Raw genomic sequence first — 19776 nt, 5'->3', positions numbered from 1 at the left:
CGGGGGAGGACAGCGACAAATGGGGACGGGGGGGGGACGGCACGAAGACGGGCGGGGAGGAACCCAACCCCCGGGCCGGGGGGGCTTGTGGTTTTCGTTCCACGCTCGGGTTCGGGCTCTCGGGCGAGCGACGTCAGACGGTCTGGTCCCCGACCTTGAGGTGGTCGGACAGCCACTCCAGCGAGGACGGCAGCAGGGCGCTCCAGGTCTCGAAGTTGTGGCCGCCCTTGTCCAGCATGCTGTAGGAGACCTTCATCGGGCTGTGCACCGCGTCGATGAACGCCTCGGTGTCCTGCCGGTAGTTGCCGTCGCCCTTCTTGGTGCCGGCCAGCAGCACGGAGACCTTGGGCTGGGGCAGGTTCTTCAGCCGCCACATCAGGTTGGCCTCGTCACGGCGCTGCCTGCTGCCGCCGAAGAGGTCTCCGGTGGTCGGGTCGTCGGCGGCGTCGTAGTAGGCGGACAGGGCGACGGCCGTCGGGAAGACGTCGGGGTGGCGCATGGCCAGCTTGAGCGCGCAGTAGCCGCCGGTCGAGTTGCCCATGAAGGCCCAGGCCTGCGGGTCGGTGGAGACCCGGAAGCTCGCCTGGATCGCCGAGGGGACGTCCTTGCTGAAGTAGGTGTCGGACTGGGCGCCGCCCGGGACGTCCTCGCACTCGGTGTCCTGCGGCAGCGCGGGCGAGGGGCGCATCAGGACCATGACGGTCGGCTGCATCCGGCCCTCCTGGAGCAGCTTGAGCGCGGCGCCGGGGTAGTTGAACCGGGTGATCAGGTTCTCGGCGATCCCGGGGAAGCCGGTGCTGACGATGACCGCCGGGAACCGCTTCTGCGCGTACTCCGGCTGGAAGTACTGGGGTGGCAGGTAGACGTACCCCTCGGTGGACAGCCGGCTGAGCCTGCCGTCGATCCGCACCTTGCGGATCTCGCCGGACTGGCCGGGCTCACGGCCCATCGCTCCCCCGCCCTGGACCGAGGCACGGCCGACGGTCTCGACCAGGAGGCGGCCGGAGGCGTCCGCCTTGTTGTGGATCACCACCGGACCGGTGCTGCCGGTGCCCAGCAGGTCGTCCCAACTGCTGTAGAAGGCGAAGTAGTTGTTCGCCACGAGGCCGAGCGCGGCGAGGACTGTGAGCTGGGTGGCCAGCAGCGCGCCGATCCGGCCGAGCACCGCCTGCCAGGTCTTCCTGGCGAGTCTGGGCCACAACCAGACCGTGCCGGCCGTCATCACGACGGCGATCAATACGGCCAGCGCCAGCACCTTGTGGCTCGTCAGACCCATGTTCTACTTGCTCCCACGCCTCGAACTCCCCGCCCCTCCGTCCAGGACATCCGAGGACTTCCCCCCGGTTCCCCCACCGGGGCGTGCGATGACCAACCCTAGCGGGAGCTGGGAGAAAGCTGATGCCTGGCCGACAGTCAGCGGGAAGCGGGCGGGGCACCGGGCGAAGCCGGCTGTCGAACAGTGGGCAGGGGTTGCGGGCCGCTACTCGCCGCCCACCCGATCCCAGAGCCGCAGCCCCGCGGTGAGCTCCCGCATGCAGCGTGCGCCGAGGTCCTGCGGGGAGCCCGGGCCGGTGACGGGCGCGTCGGACGAGGCCCACTGCTCCAGCGCCACCTGGATCGCCGCCGTGGCCGCGGCCGCGGCCAGCCGGATCTCCAGTGGGTCGGTGCCGGCCGGGCAGCGCTCGGTCAGGACCGCCCTCAGCCGCTCCTCCGCCCCCGCGTGGACCCGCTGCCAGGTGCCGTCCAGCCGCGGGTCGCGCAGCAGACTGCGGGTCCAGTGCATGGCCTCGACCGCCGCGTCGTCGGCCGGGGTCAGCGACGCGACCGCCGAGCGCTCCAGCGCCTCGCGCAGCGGCAGGTCCGCCGCGCTGTCGGCCAGCAGGTCCACCCAGCGCCGTCCACCCGCCGCCAGCAGCGGCGCGACGGCGTCCTCCTTGACGGAGAAGTAGCGGTAGAAGGTGCGCAGCGAGAGGCCTGCGGCGAGGGCGATCTCCTCGGCGGTGGTCGCCTCGGCCCCCTGCTCGGCGAAGAGCGCGGCGGCGGTACGGGCGATCTCCAGCCGGGTGGCGTCACGGCGGCGCTGGGTCAGCGAGGGGCGTCCGGTCACAAGGGCCAGGGTACGCAGTCGATCATGTCGGTGGCACGCCGAGCCATATAGGCATGTCGAGACTTCTTGGCACGTCATGCCAGAAAGGCGTACCGTGCCTGCTGAGGTCGAGAAAGACCACGAACGAACGGAGAACCCCATGGAGCGCTTCAGCGGACGGAACGTCCTGATCACCGGCGGCGGCTCTGGCATCGGCCAGGCGACCGTGCACCGGATCCTCGCCGAGGGCGGGAGGGTCGTCGCCGTCGACGTCAACGAGGACGGCCTGAAGAAGACGCTGGACCGCGCGGGCGCCGACGGCACGGCGGACCGGCTGATCATCCAGGTCCTCGACATCGCCGACGAGACCGCTGTGGTGGCCGGCGTGGCCGAGGCGGTCGCGGCCCTGGGCGGTCTGGACGTCCTGGTCAACGCGGCCGGCATCCTCCGCTCCTCGCACACCCACCAGACCACCCTGGAGTTCTGGAACAGGCTCCTCGCGGTGAACCTCACCGGCACCTTCCTGATGACCCGCGAGGCGCTCCCCGCGCTGCTGGCGACCGGCCGGGGCGTGGTGGTCAACTTCAGCTCCACCTCCGCGAGCTTCGCCCACCCCTACATGGCCGCGTACGCGGCGACCAAGGGCGGCATCCAGTCCTTCACCCACGCGATCGCCTCGGAGTACTCGAAGCAGGGGCTGCGCGCGGTCTGCGTCGCGCCGGGCAGCATCGACAGCGGCATGACCAACAACCCCGGCCTGCCCGCCGACGCCGACTTCAGCCTGCTCGCCAAGCTCTCCCCCGCCCTCGGCCAGGGCTTCGCGGGCCCGGAGACGGTGGCCGGCGTGATCGCCATGCTGGCCTCCGACGACGGTGCCTTCGTCACCGGCACGGAGCTGCGCATCGACGGCGGCACCCACATGTGACCCGTGAGCCCCACGATGAGCTGCGGTGACCGGTCGTGAGCCGTCCTGAGCCGTCCTGAGCCGTCCTGAGCCGTCCTGACCAGTCCTGGCCCGTCCTGATTCGCGAGGGGCTGCGGGGAGATGCGGGGTCCCGACTGATCAGCCCGCGCTGATCAGGCCCCGCTCATCAGGGCCCGCTGATCAGCACTGATCCACCGTCCGCCCGTACGCGTCCCGACGGGGCCTGTGCCTTCCCCCATGCGGCACAGGCCCCGTCGGTCGTCACCGGCCGTGCCTGTCGTCGCCACCGGCCGTGCCGGTCCGATCGGGGCTCCCGCTCTCCGCGGTGCCCGGCCCCGCCGCCGTCGGCAAGCTGGTCACCGGGCCCCGGCGGGCCGACCGGGTGGTGCCAGGCCCCGGCGGGCGTCGCGGTGGGCGGCCACGGCGTTGCCGACCGCGGCGACGGCGGCCCCGACCAGCAGCAGGGCCACCGCCATCAGGCAGCACGCCCCTGCGACCCGGCGGTAGCCGCCGTGCCGGGCCGGGTCCAGGAACGGGTAGGGGTACCAGTTCACGGCGTAGCCGCGGACCAGCACGTATGCCAGGTAGACCAGCGGGAACACCAGCCAGCCGAGCACCACCGCCGGCCGGATGCGCCGCAGCGGCGGGTCGATCAGCCAGTCGGCGAGCACCACGAGCGGCACCGCGCGATGGACCACGTCGTCCACCCACGGGACTACCACCGGCGCGGGGTAGTTCGCGAGGAGCGTCCCGTAGGTCAGGCCGGTGATCGCGAGGTAGAGCACCACCGCCCCGCGCACCGCGTCCGGCACGGGTCGGCGGCCCGTCAGTGCGGCCCAGCCGCCGTAGCCCAGCACGGCCATCCCGGCCAGGTTGCTGAGGTTGGTGAAGTAGCTGAAGAAGTTCACCACGCCGGTGTCGCCGGTCGCCGCGTGGTAGCCGGAGAAGCAGAGCGCCACGGCAAGGAGGGCCGCGACGGCGAGCCGGGCGGGCGCGAGCCACGAGTACATCGTCAGGGCCGCCTCTCGGGGGCGTGGTCCGGTGGGGCTACTCGGATTCAAACCCCGCCGGGCGGACTCGGCCACAGGAGGCAGTGCCGCGCAGGCGGCCTCACGGAGCGCGCCACTCCACGGCCAGGGCGGCGGCCGGGTTGGCGACCAGGAGCCGCTCGGGCAGCTCGGGCCCGAAGCTGCGGGCCAGCCGCGGGGCGAGGTCGGTGAGCAGCCGTGCCGGGCCGCCGAGCTCACGGGCCGTCCGGGTGGTGGTGTCGGCGCCGAGCAGCAGCCGGTCGGCGTGGCCCGCCTCCACCAGGCCGGCGATCACGTCGAAGGCCTGGAGGTCGGCGGGGTGCCCGATCCGGGAGGGGCTGTCCAGGGCGAGGAAGACGCCCTCGGCGGCCAGACTGAGGTGCAGTGCCCGGTCGGTGAAGCGGGTGAGGTGGCCGAGGACGATCCGGTCGGGCCGGACGCCGTGCTGTCCGGAGAGCCGGTGCACAACGCCGCGGGCGTCGCCGTCGGGTTCGAGGTGGACGGCGATCGGGGCGCCGGTGGCGTGGTGCGCCTCGGCCGCGGCGGCCATCGTCCAGCGGGTGTGCCGGGTGATCGGGCCCGCGTCGTCGGCGACCTTGATCAGGCCCGGTCGGACGCCGTCGGGCGCGCCGGGCAGTCCGGTGGTGAGCTCGGTGACGAAGCGGGCGGCGAGGTCGGCGTACGGGGCGGGGCGCTCGACGGAGTGGTCTCCGAGGGCGGGGAAGCTGCCCGCGGCGTAGTGGGCCGCCTGGTGCGCGCCGGTGGCGGCGACGAGGTGGACGCCCGCCGTCCGGGACAGCGCGGCGAGGGAGCCGGCGCCCCGGCCCATGCCCCACGGGGTCCACTGGACGAGGGTGCGGCCGCCCGCGGCGGCGTAGGCACGCAGGACCTCCGCGGCGGCGGCCGGATCGTCCAGTTCCTGGCCGGGGAACCGGGGGCTGCGGATGAAGAGGTGGTCGTGGGCGTCGGTGACGCCCAGGTCGGCGGGGTCGAGGTCGCCGAGGACGGTCCGCACCCTGCGGGTGGTGTCGGCCGGGGCGGTCATTCCCCGCCCTTTCCGGGGGCGCCGGCCGCCGCCGCGAAGGTGGCGGTGGCCACGCGCAGGCCGGCCAGGGTCTTGGGGACGCCGACGTAGGGGGCGAGGTGGACGAGCACCTCGGTGATCTCCTCCTTCGTCATCCCGATCCGCAGGCTGTTGTGCACGTGGTCGGCGAGCTGCGGTTCGACGCCGCCGAGGGCGGTGAGAGCGGCGAGGTTGGCGATCTGGCGGTCGCGCAGGGCGAGGCCGGGGCGCTGGTAGGTGCCGCCGAAGAGGCTGGTGACGATCCAGTCGGGGAAGCCGGGGGCGAGGCCGTCCAGGCCGCCGAGGGTGGTGGCGGCGACCGGGCCGGCGAGTTCGGCGAGCAGGGCGTAGCCGGCGTCGCGGTCGAGCGTGGCGGGGGTGAGGTCGGCGGGGGCGAGGTGGCCGGTGGGCGTGGCGGTGCCGGGCGTGAGATCGGCGGGCGCGGCGCTGGTGGGGGCCTGGGCGGGAGGCAACACGGTGGCGGTGGGTCCTTTCACCAGTGGCGGCCGGTCGGCAGCCGGTCGAGTTCGGGGTGGGACAGGTGCAGTACCTGGTAGCGGGTGCCGGGCTCGTCCTCGGGGGCCGGGCCGCGCCAGAGGGCGAACCGGAGAAGCTCCCACCGGCTCGGGTCCACGGCGACGGCGGCGGCGTGCAGGGCCGGATGCGTGGGGAGCTCGGCGAGTGCCCGCTCGACGGCCTCGGCCGGATCGGCGGCCTCCGGGAGCCGTACGGTCGTGCGGGTGGCGCTGGTCGGGGCGGCCGCTTCGGCGTCGTTGCCCCGCGCCAGTCCGGCGCCGAGCCAGTGGTGGACGGAGGGGCGGCCGAAGTCGGCGCTCAGGCCGCGGAATCCGGGGCCCCAGAGGAAGGCGTTCATGCCCGCGGTGGTGTTCCAGAGGTAGAACGGCGCGTACTGGTTGACCGGCGAGCCGTCCTGGCCGCGCTCGCGGATCAGGTACGCCTTGAGGCCGAGCCCGGGGTAGGCGTCGAGCAGATGACCCTTGTCGGCGACGCGTTCGCGGATGATACCCATGTCGTAGTCGGCGGGGAGGGGGATCGCGTACTGCATGGCGTGCACGGCGGGCTCCTCGGGATGGTCGGCGGGGTCGGCCGGGGTCGGCGAGGCCGTGTCGGGGCCACCCGCGTCGGGTCGCGGCCGTCGGGTCGCGGCCGTCGAGGCCGGCCGTCGGGGCCGGTCGTCGGGGCCGGTCGTCGGGGCCGGTCGTCGGGCCAGTGGCCGCCCTGCGGTCAGGCCCGGCGGCGCGCGGCGAGCAGGCCGAGGGCACCGCGGACGGCCTGGTCGAAGGGCTCGGCGCTGTTCGAGGCGCGGGCCAGCACATAGCCGCCCTGGACGACGGCGACCACCGCGGCGGCGGTGTCCGCCGGGTCGAGGCCGGGGGCGAACTCGCCGCCCGCCTGGCCCTCGGCGACCAGTTCGGCGATCCGGCGGCGCAGCCAGTCGAAGGTCTCCTCGACCGGGGCGCGCAACTGCGGGTCGGCGACGACGTCCGGGTCCTGTGCCATCCGGCCGATCCGGCAGCCGCGCAGCACCTCGCGGTCGCGGTGCAAGTACGCGGCGATGCGGTCGAAGGCGGTGCCGGGGGCGGTGAGGTCGGCCTCGGCGATGCCGCGCATCTGCTCGGCGCTGCGGCGCAGGGCGGCGGCGGCGAGGTCGGGCTTGCCCGTGAAGTGGTGGTACATGCTGCCCTGGCCGACCCCGGAGCGCTGCTGGATGGCCTTGGGGCTGGTGCCGACGTACCCGCGCTCCCACAGGAGGGCCTGAGTGCTCTCGATGAGGCGTTCCTGAGTGCTCATGCCGCCCACTGTACACACCAGTAGGTACAGAACGCCAGGGATCTTTCCTTCGCCGATGCCGGGAGCCGGAAAGGCTGAGGGCCGTGCGCCGCCCCCCGGCGGCCACGGCCCCTCGACGGTTCGTCATCCCCCTTGGTGTTGAGGCGCATTCCGCTGCGGACGGTGGCGCGGATCACGTCACGGACGGTGCCCGGCGCGAACCGGGCGTAGGCGCGCCCGGGGGGTCGGCGGGCGCCGGGCGGGCGTCGGGTGGGCGCCGGGCGGGCGAGCCGCGGATCGGGCGCGGCGTCGGCTACCGACGGGTCGAGGCCAGAGCTTGATCGACCGCCGAGGGCTGGCAGGATGTCCGACATGAGCTACCTCGCCTCGGACGACCGCTATGCCTCGATGACCTACCGGAAGGCCGGCCGCAGCGGCGTGCAGCTGCCCGCCGTCTCGCTCGGACTCTGGCACAACTTCGGCGACGCCCAACCGCTGGAGGTGCAGCGGGCGGTGCTGCGCCGGGCCTTCGACCGGGGCGTCACGCACTTCGACCTGGCGAACAACTACGGCCCGCCGTACGGCAGCGCGGAGCGCAACTTCGGCTACCTGTTCGCGCAGGACTTCCGGCCGTACCGGGACGAGCTGTTCATCGCGACCAAGGCCGGCTGGGACATGTGGCCCGGCCCGTACGGCAACGGCGGCAGCCGCAAGTACCTGCTGGCCAGCCTGGACCAGTCCCTCGGGCGGATGGGGCTGGACTACGTCGACGTCTTCTACTCGCACCGCTACGACCCGGAGACTCCGATCGAGGAGACGATGGGGGCGCTGGACAGCGCGGTGCGCTCGGGTAAGGCGCTGTACGCGGCGATCTCCAACTACCCGGCGGAGCAGCACCGGGAGGCGGTGGCGATCCTGCGCGAGCTGGGGACGCCGGTGCTGCTGAACCAGTCGGCGTACTCGATCCTCAACCGGACCGTGGAGGACGGCGGCGTGCTGGATGCGGTGGGCGACACCCAGACCAGCCTCATCGCCTACTCGCCGCTCGCGCAAGGTCTGTTGACGGACCGCTACCTCTCCGGCGAGGTGCCGGCCGGGTCGCGGATGTCGGTCGGGAAGTTCCTGACCGAGGAGGCGCTGACCGGTCCGAAGCTGGAGCAGCTGCGGGCGCTGAACAAGATCGCCGAGGGGCGCGGGCAGTCCCTGGCGCAACTGGCACTGTGCTGGGTGCTGCGGGACCCGCGGGTCGTCTCAGTGATCATCGGGGCGAGCAGCGTGGCCCAACTCGACCAGAACCTCGCGGCGTTGGCCGGCGGGCCGCTGACGGACGAGGAGCTGGCGGAGATCGACCGGCTGAGCCGCTGACGAGGACGACAGCCGACAGCTAACGACCGACAACTAACAGATAACAGATTTCGAAATCTGTTATCTGTTAGTTGTCATCTGTCACCCGGCCACCTCTCCGGAGCGCTGATCAGTTGGCCGGGGTGTACTTGTAGCCGACCCGACGGACCGTCACGATCGTGTCCCGGTAGGCGACGCCGAGCTTGCGACGCAGCCGGGCGACGTGCACGTCGACGGTGCGCCCGTCGCCGACGTGGCCGTAACCCCAGACCGCCGAGACCAGGTGGTCCCGGGTGTGCACCCGCTGGGGGTGCTCGGTCAGGTGGGCCAGCAGCTCGAACTCGAGGTAGGTGAGGTCGAGCAGCCGCCCGTCGACGTAGGCGTTGCGCCGCTCGGTGTCGACGGTGATCCCGTGCCCGGCCGGACGGACCGGCCGTCCGGCATTCAAGACGCCTCCCGAGACAGCGGGACCGGCGCCCCCGGCAGTCGTAGCCGCCGGGCTCTCGGCCGGCACCAGGACGAGGTAGCCGACCATCGGGTGGCCCGCCGCACCACCGGACTGCGGACCGTACTGGGCGAGCAGCCCCTGCGGGAGCACGCCCTGCGGCAGCGCAGCGACGACGGTCGCCCCCTCGGGCAGCGCGGCGAGCAGCGAGGCCGGCGCCGGCGGTACGACCGCCCCGGCCTGGGACCCGACAGCCTGGTAGCCGACGGCCGGCGCCACCGACGGAACGGGCGCGATCGTCGGGACGGAGGCCACGGACGGGAGGGACGCGACGGAGGGGCTGACGGGACGGGAGGGAACCGAGCGGACCGCGCGCAGGTGCGGGGTCGCGGTGTGCAGGGGCAGGGTGGCCGTGGAGGAAGAAGACATGGTGTACCGCTCATTTCGCGCGTGACGGACGGGGTGGAGTCGTCTGCGCGTCGACCGGGCGTACCGCCGTTGCCGGACCGGGTCGGACCGGTTCAGCGGGCGGAGGGCCGGGACGCGCCAGGCGAGCCCGGACACGTCTGATCGAACAGGTGCGGCTGCCGGGACGGCCAGAACGGCTCGAGGTCGATGTTCACTGGTGGTCTCCGCGAGGCGGGGCCGGTTGGACGGCCGCGGACGTGCCGGGACGGGCGGCCCGTCACGGCCTGGTCGACGGGATCGATGGGATCGGCGAGGATCGGCGGTGCGTCGGGCGGCGGCCGGACGGGCCGGAGCCGCCGGGGGACGTACCGGGGCGGGGAGGGGCCGTCAGCGACAACACGCGCTGCAGAACAGCGCGTGGTCGATGTAGCGACGGACGGTGAGCACCAGCATGACGGGGCGGGGCACGGCGGCGATGCGGCGCTGACCGGTGGTCATCCCTGTCGCCCTCCCCCTTCGTCCTGTGTGACGACGCGCCCCTGCCGGAACGCACCCTGCCGGAGCGCACCATCGCTGGTGTGCGCCGACGGTGCCGCGTCGGTTCGTCGAAGGCCGAAGCTGGTCCGCAACTCCCGTACGAACGGGACGTTTCCGACCCTTCCCGACGACGTCGCCGGGGCGGCCTTCGTCCACAGAGCCTTCCATGCCCGAGCCTCTCCAGGCAACCTTCAGCGCATCGGCCGTCCGGCATCTGGACATTGGAATGAGACGCAGGGTCAGGTGTAGGGCCCTGACCAGCGGAATCCGTCGGACGGTCAGGCTCAGGCGGTGGCCCGTCGGCGGGCGGCGACGTGCTCGACCAGGGCGACCAGCAGTTCCTTCCCGTCCTCCCGCGACCGCGCGTCACACAGCAGCACCGGGATCCCCGGGTCGAGGTCGAGCGCGTCCCGGACCTCCTCCGGGGCGAACCGCTCGGTGCCCTCGAAGCAGTTGACGGCGACGATGAACGGGATGCCGCGCTGCTCGAAGAAGTCGACCGAGGGGAAGCAGTCGGCCAGCCGGCGGGTGTCGGCGAGCACCACGGCGCCGAGCGTGCCGCGCGCCAACTCGTCCCACACGAACCAGAACCGGTCCTGCCCGGGGGTGCCGAACAGGTAGAGCGCGAGGCCGGGTCGCAGGTCGATCCGCCCGAAGTCCATGGCCACCGTGGTGGTGCGCTTCGTCTCGACGCCCGAGGTGTCGTCCACGGGGCGGCCCAGTTCGCTGAGCTCCTCCTCGGTGCGCAGCGGCCGGATCTCGCTGACCGCGCCGACCAGGGTGGTCTTGCCCGCGCCGAACCCGCCCGCGACCAGGATCTTCACCGCGACGGCCGGACCTCCGCGCCACTGCGGGTCGTCGGCGTTCCCCCGTCGCGCCGGGCGCGCGCTCACGGGGGTGTGGTCAGAGCGCACGGAGTCCATTGATCACGTCTCGCAGCAGGCGCTCGTCCGGCAGCTCGGCGAGCGGAACGGGTCGGGTGACGCTGATCAGGTCGGCGTCGTAGAGGTCGCCGAGCAGGACGCGCACCACACTGACCGGCAGGTCGGTGTACGAGCCGAGTTCGGCGACGGACAGCGGTTCGTGGCGGCACCAGGCCAGCAGGGTCTGGTGCTCCGGGTCGAGGACGTGCGCGGGCACGGCCCCCGCGTCCGGCCCGGGGTCCTTGGCGGTGATCAGCGAGATCAGGTCGAACAGACCCTCCTCGACGGGCCGGGTACGGCCCCTGGTCATCGAGTAGAGCCGCACCACCGGGCCGGCCTCGTCGTCGAACCAGCGGTCGTCGACCGAGGTGCGCGGCCGGAACAGGTCGACCTCGGGTCCGTCCGGGGTCGCCTGTTCTCCGTCGGTGGGCTCGGCCGAGTCCACCGGCACCTGGGGGCCGTTGAGCGCCTCCTGGTCGTCGAGCGCCCGGAGGTGCTGCGGCCCGTCCGCCTTCGGATCCGCCATCGGAGCGCTCAGCTCCTCGGCGCGGCGGTTTCGGTGCGCGGCTCGGCGGCCATGTGCTCGCCGACCCGCTTGACCAGCAGGGCCATCTCGTAGGCGATCTGGCCGATGTCCGCTTCGGCTTCGCTGAGCACGGCCAGGCAACTGCCGTCGCCGGCGGCCGTGATGAACAGGAAGGCCTCGTCCAGCTCGACCATGGTCTGCCGGACCCCACCGACCTTGAAGTGCCCGCCGGCGCCCTTGGCCAGGCTGTGGAACCCGGCCGCGACGGCGGCGAGGTGCTCGGCATCCTCCCGGTCGAGGTCGCGGGAGGCGCCGGTGGCCAGCCCGTCACTGGAGAGGATCACCGCGTGCCGAAGGGCCGCGACGCGCCCCACCAGGTCGTCCAGGAGCCAGTTGAGGTCGCCGGACGGCTGCGTCGAAGTGGTCATGATTCAGTTCCTTCCGCTGGGGCGGGTGATGCCGGTGGTGCTGGTCGTTCTAGTGGTGCGAGTGGTGCGAGTGGTGCCGGTACTGCGGGCGTTTCGGGTGCTGCGGGTCCTGCGGGTGCCGCTGCTGTCGCCGGTGTCACCGGTGCCGCTGGTGGTACGGGCGAGGCGGGCGCCGGGTTCGGCCGGACCGGCTGCCCGGCCGGGGTCCTGCGGGCGAGCGGCGCGCGGCCGGCGTCCTCGGGGGCGGGCGCGGGCAGCGCCGCCGGGGCCGGTGCGGGGCTGATCGCCCGCCGGGACGGGTCCGGCGGCTGCCACGCGGGGACGACCCTGGGCCGGGCGCCTGGGGCGCCGGAACGATCCTGCGCGGCCCGGCCTTGGGCGGTTCGGTCCTGCGCGGCTCGGTCCTCAGTCGTGCGTGCCTGGGCGGCTCGACCGGTCGGGCCGGTGGAGCCGCGTCCACGGGTGAAGCCGCGCTGGAACGAGGCGAAGGTGGCGCGGGCCTCCTCGGGCGAGCGCTCCCGGGGCTCCGTCAGTTCCCGCGAACCGGCCGGACCGAAGGCGTCCCCGGTGCGCCGGGCATCGTGGTCCTCGGACCCGGCGTCGGCGCGCAGCCGCTCCTTCGCCTGCTCCCTGAGCTGCGGTGCGAGGTTCGCCTGCCGGACCCGCCGGGGCAGACCGCCCGGCGTCCGGGACACTGCGGGCAGGCCGTCCTCCGGCACGCCGGTCTCGGACGCGCCGTCCTGGGGCACGGCCGTCGGCGCGTCGTCCGCCGTCGACAGACCGTCCAGCCCGGCCGTGCCCCGCCGGTGCCGCCCTGTTCCCGGAGCGTCTTCGAGGTCCGGCGCCGGCGTCGGCGCGGGTACCAGCACCGGTCCGCCCTTGGTCCGCGCCGCCCGGCGCGGTAGCCCGTTGGCCGTACGCCCTGCTTCGGGCGCGGACGGGCGCGGCCCGCCGGCCACCCGGTGCCGACCACCCGTGCCACCCGTACCGGCCGTACCACCCGTACCGGCCGTGCCACCGGTACCGGCCGGAGCCGCGGCGGCGGGCAGCGGCGTCCCGGCGGTTCCGGGCACCGCGACGAGGTCGCGCTGCCCGCGCCGCCCCGCTGCCCGCCTCGGCCCGCGTCCTGTCGCGGCCGCTCCGGTCGCCTGGGCCGGCGGCTCCGGCAGCCCGTCCGGCGCCTCCGCCAGCAGCTCGCGCGGGATCAGCACCACGGCCGTCGTCCCCCCGTACGGCGAGGGCCGCAGGTGCACCCGGATGCCGTGGCGGCGGGCGAGCCGGCTCACCACGAACAGTCCCAGCCGGTCGGTGTCGGCGAGATCGAACTCCTGCTCCACGGCGAGGCGTTCGTTGATCTCGGCGAGCAGTTGCTCGCTCAGGCCGAGTCCGCGGTCGTCGATCTCCAGCGCGAACCCGTGCGCGACCACCTCGCCCTGGACGGTGACTTGGGTGGCCGGCGGGGAGAACACCGCGGCGTTCTCGACGAGTTCGGCGAGCAGGTGGGTCACGTCGGCGACGGCGCTGCCGAGCAGGCCGGTGCCGGGGAAGGGCCGGACGATCACCCGGGCGTAGTCCTCGACCTCACCGACCGCCGCCCGGACCACGTCCACCATCCGGACCGGCTTGCGCCAAGCGCGTCCGGGCGAGCCGCCGGCCAGGATGATCAGGCCCTCGGCGTGCCGGCGCATGCGGGTGGTGAGGTGGTCGACCTTGAAGAGGTCCGCCAGCTCCGTCGGGTCCTCGGTGCGGCGCTCCATGGTGTCGAGCAGGGTGAGCTGCCGGTGCAGCAGCACCTGGCTGCGCCGGGCCAGGTTGACGAACACCGCCGACACGCCGCGCCGCAGTTCCGCCTGTTCCACGGCGGCCTCCACGGCGGCCCGCTGGACCGCGTTGATGGCCTGGCCGACTTGACCGATCTCAGCCTGGCCGAAGTGCAGTTCCGGTGCCTCGGCGGCCACGTCCACCGGCTCACCCCGGCGCAGTCGCAGCATCACGGAGGGCAGTCGGGTAGTGGCCAGCTCGTTGGCCGCGTTGCGCAGGCCGATCAGTTCGCGGGCCAGCCCGCGACCGATCCGGAACGAGATCATGATGGTCAGGACGACGGCGAGCAGGGCGACCCCACCGGCGATGCCGCCGCGCCAGAGCGCCGCGATCGCCGTGGACCGCCCGCGGTCGTCCAGTCCGGCGGCGATCCGGGAGTTGATCGAGGCGAGGTCGCCCAGCGAACGGTCGGCGGTCTGCGGCCAGTTGTCTCCGTTGAGCGCCTGCACGACCCGGTCGGGGCCGCCCGCGCCGACGAAGTCCGCCTCGGCGCGGGCCAGCGCCCCCCAGGCCTCGCCACCGCGCAGGGCGATGTAGTCGGCCTGGTCGGCGGGTTCGAGTTCGGCGATGTAGACGGTGAACAGCGCCTGCTGGTTGTGCAGGGCGTCCAGCGCCGTCTGGTACTGCTCGGCGGTCGGCTTGGCGGCGCCGGTGCGCAGGCCCTCCATGGCCGCGTCCTCCTGCGAGAGGTACTCGCGGGCGCGCACCAGCTCGATCAGGATGGTTCCCTGCCGTGGGAGTTGCCCGCTCTGTCGGGCCACGTAGGCGGACCGGAAGCCGAACACCGGCCGGATCAGGTCGCTGTACTGCCCGAGCGCGAACTCCCAGTTCAGTGCCAGGCGGCCGACCTGGGCCCGCAGCGGGGCGATCTGGTCGGCGGCGGCGGTGATCTGCACCAGGCGGGCCCGCTGGGCCGCGGAGAGTTCTCCGCGGGCGCTGTCCTTCTTCTGCCGCAGGGTGGCGAGGCTGCGGTCCGTGGCGGCCTCGGCGTGCTCGAAGGCGTCCCGGGCGACCGGCGAGTTCGGGTCGGCGAGTCGCTGGACGGCGGCCCGGCGTTCGTTCTGCAGGTCGGTCGCGTACTGGTCGACGACCGGGCCGTACTCCTTGTACGTACGGCTGAGCGCCAGCTGATTGAGGACGTCCCCGGTGGTGGCGAGCGTCGCGTACACCCACAGGGCTGTGAGGGCGACGATGGGCACCAGGAGCAGCGCGATGATCTTCGCGCGGATCGAGCTGCTGCGCAGACGCATGGAGTCCTCGGTCGGGAAGTGCCAGGCGCGGACGGGGAGCGGAAGCGGGGATACCGGAAGCGGGGAAGCGGCGGGCGGGTCAGGCGGGCGGGTCAGGCGGGCGGGGCTGGATCGGGCGATTCGGCGGGCGCGGGGAGAGGGGGCTCGGACGGACTTTGCGAAGGTCTGGGAAGGAAGCTGCGGAGGGCTCCCGGCCACGGGTCTGCGAGACTCTACTACGCCGTGACCACACGTTCGAGGGTCGAACCACCCGCTTGCTTCCCTTGCCCAGGACACGTCAGAGACCGCCCCCGCGTCCCCCGCGCCCGTCCCGCAGCCGCTCGCCGATCCTCCCCGGTTCCTCCTTGGCGTCTCCGCGATCGCGACACCATCCGCGCGGACCGGTGCCGATCTCGTCGCGTCACCGCCACAGCCCTGGGCAGTGACAGGACGATCCGATAGTTTCGCTCCACCCGCGCGACCCGGCGCCGCCACCCCGGCGCCCGCCCGCCGGGTCCGGCAGACAGCGCCGCGAGACGCCAACTGGGGAGGATTGTGCGCGAGTTCACCACCCCCGCCCCGCCCGGGCGCGAGGCCACCGGAGGACTCGCCGACTCCCTGTACGACACCGCCGAGCGCACGCCCCACCTGGTCCAGCTGTCCCGGCGCACCGGCGACGGGCGGTGGGAGGACGTCACCGCGCGGGAGTTCCGGGACGAGGTCCTCGCCCTCGCCAAGGGCCTGCTGACCCGCGGCGTGCGCTACGGCGACCGGGTCGCCCTGATGTCCCGCACCCGCTACGAGTGGACCCTGTTCGACTACGCCCTCTGGTCGATCGGCGCGATCACCGTGCCCGTCTACCCCACCGCCGCGCCCGAACAGGTGCGCTGGATCCTCGCCGAGACCCAGGCGGTGGCCTGCCTGGTCGAGGACGAGGACGCCGCGATGACCGTCGGAGCGGTCTGCGACGCGCTGCCCGACCTCACCGGCATCTGGCAGCTGGACCGCGACTGCGTCGCCGCGATCACCGAGGACGGCCGGGACGTGCCCGTCGCACTGGTGCACCGCCAGCGCCTCGCCGTCGCGGCCGCCAACATCGCCACCGTCGTCTACACCTCGGGCACCACCGGCCGCCCCAAGGGCTGCCTGATCACCCACGGCAACCTGGCCGCCGAGGCCGACGCTCTGCTCAGCGGCTGGGGCGACGTCTTCCGCGACACCGGTGGCGAACAGCCCTCGACGCTGCTCTTCCTGCCCCTCGCACACGTCTACGGGCGGGCCGTGCAGATCGCGGCCGTCCGCGGCGGCTTCCGCATCGGCCACATCCCCGAAGTCTCCACCGACGCGCTGCTGCCCGCGCTGGAGACCTTCCAGCCGACCTTCCTGAACGCCGTGCCGTACGTCTTCGAGAAGATCTTCCAGCAGGCCAGGCGAACAGCCGAGGAGACCGGACGGGGTGAACTCTTCGAGCAGGCCCGGCAGGTGGCCGTCGACTGGGCGGCCGCGCGGGAGCAGAAGGCCTTCGGCCGCGGCCCCGGACCGGGCGCGGGCCTGCGGCTGCGCCACCTCGCCTACGAGCGGACCGTCTACCCCCGGTTGCGCGCCGTCCTCGGCGGCCAGGTGCGCAGCGTGATGTGCGGCGGCTCCTCGCTGCGCCGCGAGTTGGGACTCTTCTTCACCGGCGCCGGGCTCCAGCTGTACGAGGGCTACGGGCTGACCGAGACCAGTGCCGCGATCACCGCCAATCCGGCCGGACGGCAGAAGCTCGGCACCGTCGGGAAGCCGCTGCCGGGCGCCTCGGTGGCGATCGCCGACGACGGCGAGGTGTGGGTGCGCGGCGGGTCGGTCTTCGGCGGGTACCTCAACCATCCGCAGTGCACGGCGGAATCGCTGGTCGACGGCTGGTTCGCCACCGGTGACCTGGGCCGGCTGGACGGGGACGGCTACCTCACCATCACCGGGCGCAAGAAGGACCTGATCGTCACCAGCAGCGGCAAGAACCTCGCGCCCGCGGCCCTGGAGGAGCGGGTGGAGGCCCATCCGTTGGTCTCCCAGTGCCTGGTGGTGGGCGACGACCGCCCGTACGTGGCGGCGCTGATCACGCTCGACCCGGCCGCGCTGGCGCACTGGTTGAAGACCCACGGGCGGGAGCAGCTGGACGCGTGGGCGGTGCTCTCGGACGAGCAGCTACACGTCGAGGTCCAACGCGCGGTGGCGGCGGCGAACACGGCGGTGTCGCGGGCCGAGTCGATCCGCGCCTTCCGGCTGCTGCCCCGGGAGTTCAGCCAGGAACAGGGGCTGTTGACGCCCTCGCTCAAGCTGCGGCGGGCGGCGATCGCGCAGTACTACGCGGCGGACATCGAGGAGTTGTACCTGTCGCCGTGAACTTCCGCCTGGCTGCGGGTCGCTGATGTCACGTCTTGTCGTCTGGTCGTTACCGCCGTTGGTGGATCGATGGCCGGGCGGTTCACCTGGCGCTCCCTTGACGGGCTTATTGGTCCAGTCCATTGTTGCTCTTCGGTCCGCGTGCGGCGCACCGGCACGGCCCGCTCCCGCCCCTCCGGGAGCCCCGGTTCCACGGCCGGGCCTGCCAGTCCAACGGTCCTGCTTCCACTCACGCCCCTCCTCGCGGGCGCGCCCCCACATGCTGGAGTCCTCACGTGTCGATGTCCACGCGCCTGTCCGCGCTGGCCGCCTCCGTCGCCCTGTTCACCACCCTCGCCGTTCCGGCGGCCGCCGGCGGCCCGGTCGGGCCGGTCGGGCCGGTCGGGCCGGTCGGGCCGGTCGGGCCGGTCGGGCCGGTCGGGCCGGTCGGGCCGGTCGTCAACCTGGCCACCAATCCCGGCTTCGAGCTGCCCTCCCCCGGCCTCGCCGACTGGGGCAGCATCCCGGGGTGGAACTGCACCGGCGGCCCGGCCGAGGCGGCCGTCACCACCACCGCGCCGCACTCCGGGCGATCGGCGCTCACCGTCACGCCGGCCGGCGACGACTCCACCGGTGAGTGCGCGCAGACCGTCTCCGTCCAGCCCGACACCACGTACACCGCCTCGGCCTGGGTGCGCGGCGACTTCGTCTACCTGGGCGCCACCGGCACCGGTCGGGACGTCGCCCCCGCTTGGACCGAGACCACCGGCGGCGACTGGCAGCAGCTGACCACCCGCTTCACCACCGGGCCCGGCGCCCGCAGTGTCCGGCTGTACGTGCACGGCTGGTACCAGCAGGGGCCGTTCTCGGTGGACGACGTACGGGTGGACGGCCCGGCGCCCGCCCCGGCGGTGGCGCGGGGCTCGATCCCCACCGGCGACAAGGTCGTCTTCCTCACCGTGGACGACGGCTGGCAACGCACCCCCGAGGCGGAGCGCTTCATCGCCGACCACCACCTGCCGATCACCGCCTTCCCCCTGCCGATGCCGGCCGGCGCCGACCCGGACTTCTTCAAGCGGGTCACTGCCGTGCCGGGCTCCTCGGTCCAGGACCACAGCGTCTCCCACTCCGACCTCGGCAAGCTCCCGCTGGAGCAACAGCAGATCGAGATCTGCGACGCCCGCGACGCGATGACCCGGCTGTTCGGCACCGCGCCCGTGGTCTTCCGGCCGCCGTACTTCACCTGGAACTCCGACACCCTGCAGGCCGCCGCCAACTGCGGCATCCGCACCCTGCTGACCGCCGACGCCGATTTCAGCTGGGGCGCCTCCGCCATCTGGCATCCCGGCCCGCTGCAGCCGGGCGACGTGGCGCTGATGCACTGGACCGACACCCTCACCACCGACCTGCCGCGCGCCCTCGCCGCCGCGGACGCCGCCGGGCTCAAGCCGGCGGGGCTGGCGGACTACCTGCGCTGATGGTGCTTCGGGCGACAACTGACGGATGACAGATTTCAGCGAACAGATTTCAGATGTTGAAATCTGTTCGCTGACACCTGTTCGCCGGTATCCGTGCCGGTCACCGACCCGCACTGTGGTGTTGATCTTGCTCGTTGACAGCACGTCGACGGCGTGGCTCTAATGGGGGCGTGCAGCGCGGCGTCGGCCACAGAGCAGTGGGCCGGCCGACAGCCGAGCCGGCACCTGATGCCAAGGGGACGATGCGCGATGAGTACTTTCTCCGCTGCCCTGATCTGACGTAGGCGGTCACCGCGGTGTCCGCCCGTTGCTGCGTGGTACCGCGTGTGGCCGCGACTCCCTCGACCTTTCCCGGAGACTCCACCACACCCCTATGCCCATGTCGTCCAACCCCGCCCATTCCTTCAACCTCAACGTCATCGACGAGTTCCGCGCCAACGGCGGCCGGGTCGGCGGCCCCTTCGAGGGCGGCGACCTGCTGTTGCTGACCACCACCGGGGCTCGCAGCGGACGTCCGCACACCGTCCCGCTCGGATACGTCCGCGCCGAGGGGCTGCTGCTGGTCGTCGCCTCGGCGGCCGGAGCGCCGGAACACCCGCAGTGGTACCGCAATCTGCTGGCCCACCCCGTCGTCCGCGTCGAGCTCGGCACCGAAGCCTTCGACGCGATCGCCGTACCCGCCGAAGGCGCCCGCCGGGAGCGGCTGTTCGCCGCGGCCGTCCGGAAGGCGCCCGGCTACGGCGACTACCAGGCACACACCGAACGGGAGTTGCCGGTGGTCGTCCTCGAACGACCCGAGCCACCGGCCGACGCACCCCGCGAGGTGCACAGCCTGGCCGACAAGCTGCTGGAAGCACATACCTGGCTGCGCGCCCAGTTGCGCCAGATCCGGGAGGACGCCCGGACCCACTCCCCCGGCCGTCCGCCCGGGCTGGGACTGCAACTGCGGCAGCACTGCCTGGCGTTCTGCCAGGGCCTGGCCCACCACCACACCGGTGAGGACGCCGCGATCTTCCCGGCACTCGCCCGCAGCCACCCCGAGTTGGTCGGAGTGCTGGAGCGGCTCGGTGAGCAGCACCGGGCGATCGGACGGATCAAGGAGGAGCTGGTGGCGCTGTTGGCCGGCATCGCGGTCACCGAGCCGGAACTGCTCCGGGCCGAGCTGGACCGGATGGCGGCCGAGCTGGAGGCGCACCTCGACTACGAAGAGGCCGAACTCCTGCCGACCCTCGCCGGTATCCCCTTTCCGCCGGTCCGGCCCGTCCCGCCCGGCGGCTGAGACGGCGGTGGGGGGGGGGGGGGGGGGGGGGGGGGGGGGGGGGGGGGGGGGGGGGGGGGGGGGGGGGGGGGGAGGGGGGGGGGGGAGGAGGGGGAGGGGGG

The 19776-nt window shown here is 73.3% G+C and carries 17 protein-coding genes; 5 read left to right on the top strand and 12 right to left on the bottom strand.

Annotated features, from left to right (window positions below; genetic code table 11):
- Window positions 1-133: 133 nt before the first annotated feature.
- Both ACZ4WV_RS17275 and ACZ4WV_RS17270 read right to left on the bottom strand, forming a co-directional pair.
- Entirely contained in the window at window positions 134-1276 is a 1143-nt protein-coding gene (locus ACZ4WV_RS17275; RefSeq protein WP_465747429.1) for an alpha/beta hydrolase, read from the bottom strand.
- 204 nt (window positions 1277-1480) lie between these two features.
- Complete coding sequence (locus tag ACZ4WV_RS17270) at window positions 1481-2107, bottom strand: TetR/AcrR family transcriptional regulator (RefSeq protein WP_465747427.1); 627 nt, start codon at window positions 2105-2107, stop codon at window positions 1481-1483.
- A 139-nt stretch (window positions 2108-2246) separates the two neighbouring features.
- Here ACZ4WV_RS17270 and ACZ4WV_RS17265 point away from each other — a divergent pair, with 139 nt between their 5' ends.
- A complete protein-coding gene (locus ACZ4WV_RS17265; protein ID WP_465747425.1) occupies window positions 2247-3011 on the top strand; it encodes an SDR family NAD(P)-dependent oxidoreductase in 765 nt (254 codons plus the stop codon).
- 356 nt (window positions 3012-3367) lie between these two features.
- Here ACZ4WV_RS17265 and ACZ4WV_RS17260 read toward each other — a convergent pair whose 3' ends face one another.
- The 5 genes from ACZ4WV_RS17260 to ACZ4WV_RS17240 form a co-directional block, all read right to left on the bottom strand.
- Window positions 3368-4021 (bottom strand): Pr6Pr family membrane protein, encoded by a 654-nt coding sequence (locus tag ACZ4WV_RS17260; protein ID WP_465747424.1) that lies wholly within the window; start codon window positions 4019-4021, stop codon window positions 3368-3370.
- A gap of 100 nt (window positions 4022-4121) precedes the next feature.
- The gene (locus ACZ4WV_RS17255) at window positions 4122-5084 is read right to left on the bottom strand and encodes a phosphotriesterase family protein (RefSeq protein WP_465747422.1); all 963 of its coding nucleotides are present in this window, start codon (window positions 5082-5084) and stop codon (window positions 4122-4124) included.
- A complete protein-coding gene (locus ACZ4WV_RS17250; protein ID WP_465747420.1) occupies window positions 5081-5578 on the bottom strand; it encodes a carboxymuconolactone decarboxylase family protein in 498 nt (165 codons plus the stop codon). The genes ACZ4WV_RS17255 and ACZ4WV_RS17250 overlap by 4 nt, the downstream gene beginning before the upstream one ends.
- A 17-nt stretch (window positions 5579-5595) precedes the next feature.
- Complete coding sequence (locus ACZ4WV_RS17245) at window positions 5596-6177, bottom strand: DUF4865 family protein (RefSeq protein WP_465747418.1); 582 nt, start codon at window positions 6175-6177, stop codon at window positions 5596-5598.
- Window positions 6178-6347: 170 nt separating this feature from the next.
- Complete coding sequence (locus tag ACZ4WV_RS17240) at window positions 6348-6914, bottom strand: TetR/AcrR family transcriptional regulator (protein WP_465747416.1); 567 nt, start codon at window positions 6912-6914, stop codon at window positions 6348-6350.
- A 351-nt stretch (window positions 6915-7265) separates the two neighbouring features.
- On the opposite strand from ACZ4WV_RS17240, the gene ACZ4WV_RS17235 reads away from it, so the two are divergent.
- Complete coding sequence (locus ACZ4WV_RS17235; RefSeq protein ID WP_465747414.1) at window positions 7266-8258, top strand: aldo/keto reductase; 993 nt, start codon at window positions 7266-7268, stop codon at window positions 8256-8258.
- Window positions 8259-8367: 109 nt separating this feature from the next.
- Here ACZ4WV_RS17235 and ACZ4WV_RS17230 read toward each other — a convergent pair whose 3' ends face one another.
- The 5 genes from ACZ4WV_RS17230 to ACZ4WV_RS17210 form a co-directional block, all read right to left on the bottom strand.
- On the bottom strand, window positions 8368-9111 hold the full coding sequence (locus ACZ4WV_RS17230; protein WP_465747412.1) for a winged helix-turn-helix domain-containing protein: 744 nt from the start codon (window positions 9109-9111) through the stop codon (window positions 8368-8370).
- 800 nt (window positions 9112-9911) lie between these two features.
- The gene (locus tag ACZ4WV_RS17225; RefSeq protein ID WP_465747411.1) at window positions 9912-10550 is read right to left on the bottom strand and encodes a GTP-binding protein; all 639 of its coding nucleotides are present in this window, start codon (window positions 10548-10550) and stop codon (window positions 9912-9914) included.
- Window positions 10531-10860 (bottom strand): DUF742 domain-containing protein, encoded by a 330-nt coding sequence (locus tag ACZ4WV_RS17220; RefSeq protein WP_465747494.1) that lies wholly within the window; start codon window positions 10858-10860, stop codon window positions 10531-10533. Before ACZ4WV_RS17220 ends, ACZ4WV_RS17225 begins: the two co-directional genes overlap by 20 nt.
- Before the next feature lie 224 nt (window positions 10861-11084).
- Window positions 11085-11504: a roadblock/LC7 domain-containing protein gene (locus ACZ4WV_RS17215; RefSeq protein ID WP_350743610.1), complete on the bottom strand. Its 420-nt coding sequence runs from the start codon at window positions 11502-11504 to the stop codon at window positions 11085-11087.
- Window positions 11501-14575, bottom strand: coding sequence for a sensor histidine kinase (locus ACZ4WV_RS17210; RefSeq protein ID WP_465747408.1), 3075 nt, complete (start codon window positions 14573-14575; stop codon window positions 11501-11503). Before ACZ4WV_RS17210 ends, ACZ4WV_RS17215 begins: the two co-directional genes overlap by 4 nt.
- 534 nt (window positions 14576-15109) lie before the next feature.
- On the opposite strand from ACZ4WV_RS17210, the gene ACZ4WV_RS17205 reads away from it, so the two are divergent.
- From ACZ4WV_RS17205 to ACZ4WV_RS17195, 3 genes are all read left to right on the top strand, one after another.
- Window positions 15110-16939: an AMP-dependent synthetase/ligase gene (locus ACZ4WV_RS17205; protein WP_465747406.1), complete on the top strand. Its 1830-nt coding sequence runs from the start codon at window positions 15110-15112 to the stop codon at window positions 16937-16939.
- A gap of 281 nt (window positions 16940-17220) precedes the next feature.
- Window positions 17221-18396, top strand: a complete 1176-nt coding sequence (locus ACZ4WV_RS17200; protein ID WP_465747492.1) for a polysaccharide deacetylase family protein — start codon at window positions 17221-17223, stop codon at window positions 18394-18396.
- Window positions 18397-18775: 379 nt separating this feature from the next.
- Window positions 18776-19675, top strand: coding sequence for a nitroreductase/quinone reductase family protein (locus ACZ4WV_RS17195; RefSeq protein ID WP_465747404.1), 900 nt, complete (start codon window positions 18776-18778; stop codon window positions 19673-19675).
- Window positions 19676-19776 lie beyond the last annotated feature (101 nt).

The organism is Kitasatospora sp. NPDC029312, assembly GCF_055569215.1.
This window is presented reverse-complemented; position numbering and strand designations above follow the sequence as displayed.